The organism is Cytobacillus firmus NBRC 15306, assembly GCF_001591465.1.
In the GTDB taxonomy this organism is placed as follows: Bacteria; Bacillota; Bacilli; order Bacillales; family Cytobacillaceae; genus Cytobacillus; species Cytobacillus firmus.
The window spans coordinates 1-1,389 of the sequence record NZ_BCUY01000214.1 but is presented as its reverse complement, the minus strand read 5'-3'; the positions used below and the strand labels follow the sequence as shown (position 1 = coordinate 1,389).

Sequence of the window (1,389 nt, the reverse complement as noted above, 5' to 3'; positions counted from 1 at the left end):
GTCAAGTCCACTATTTTGTGTAAATTCATTCCTAGGAAAAAACAAGTTATACAGCTCTTATGTTTTTGAAGTAGTGGAAGGGGCCCCTTCCACTACTTCAAAAATTTCGCTCCGCAGATTCTACTGCTTCTTTTCTTTAATGATTCTTTTTCCAACTTCCTCTGCATAATCCATCAAGACAGCTCCAATGAGCCTGTAAGCGGATTGTGTGTTAGGAAAGATTCTAATGACTCTTTCTCTTCTGCGAACCTCTCCATTTATTCTTTCAAGTGAATTTGTGCTCCGAATATGCTTATGGTACTTGGTATCTTCGTTTAGGTATTGGATTCCATCTTCAAAACCATCTTCTAATATCTCAATGGCTCTATCGAGCTTTGGATGATCTTTATACTTCTCAATAAACTCATTTTTGTATCTTCTCGCATCTTCCACTTTCGCAACTTCAAATATTCTTTTTAGCGCGATCTTTACTTCATCCATATCTTTTTTCGGCATATGAGTGATGATGTTCTTTTTAAAATGAACGGTGCATCGCTGCCAGGCAGAGCCGACAAATTCTTTTCCAATGGCAGCTTTTAAGCCCTTATGGGCATCTGATATGATTAGCTTTGGTGCTTGTAATCCTCTTGACTGTAAGTGCTGGAAGAATCTTTGCCAAGCTTCACAGCTCTCCACATGATCTACTCTTAAGCCAAGAATTTCCCGTCTATCATTCTTATCAACCGCAGTGGCAATGTAGACAGCTTTGGAAACCACCCGATTGTGCTCCCTTACTTTAATATACATGGCGTCTGTAAAAATATAAGGGTAATACATCGTATTTAGAGGCCGGTTTGCCCATTGATTCACTATCGGATCCAGCTTCTCCGTCAGAGTGGATACGAAGGATTTGGACACCTTTTGACCACAGAGCTGTTCCACGATGTTAGACACTTTTCTAGTGGAAACCCCGTTCACAACCATTTCAAGCATAGAGAGGACGAAAGCCTGGTCACATCGAGCATATTGTTCAAACACAGTAGTAGAAAAATCACCACTTCTGGTCCGGGGTACTCTTAGTACAATCTTGCCGATGCTTAAGAGAAGTTCGCGGTCATAGTATCCGTTGCGGTAATCATGACGGCTAGTTGTTCGCTCATAAGGATGTGCTTTTAGATGATGATCACGCTCTTTTTCCATGAACTCGTTTAATACCAGGACAATAGAAGCTTTTATCACTGAGTCGATGTTTGAATCCATGACGGATTCTTTTAAAATGTCAAGATTTAGGTTAAACTGTAATTGAGTCATAATTAATTCCCTCCAACTTGTTTTCGTCGCTGATAACATTGTTGACCAAAGGAATTAATTTGACTCATTTTCTTTTTACACAATTATATGGGCTTGACC

1 protein-coding gene is annotated in these 1,389 nt (G+C 39.7%); it reads right to left on the bottom strand.

Going from position 1 to position 1,389, the window contains the following annotated elements; all coding sequences use genetic code 11:
• Positions 1-120: 120 nt before the first annotated feature.
• Entirely contained in the window at positions 121-1,290 is a 1,170-nt protein-coding gene (locus tag BFI01S_RS21900) for an IS256 family transposase (protein WP_061794448.1), read from the bottom strand.
• Positions 1,291-1,389 lie beyond the last annotated feature (99 nt).

Bases quoted from the DNA above. Each gene is read 5' to 3' on its own strand.
- BFI01S_RS21900 (WP_061794448.1), bottom strand. From the start codon at position 1,290: ATGACTCAATTACAGTTTAACCTAAATCTTGACATTTTAAAAGAATCC.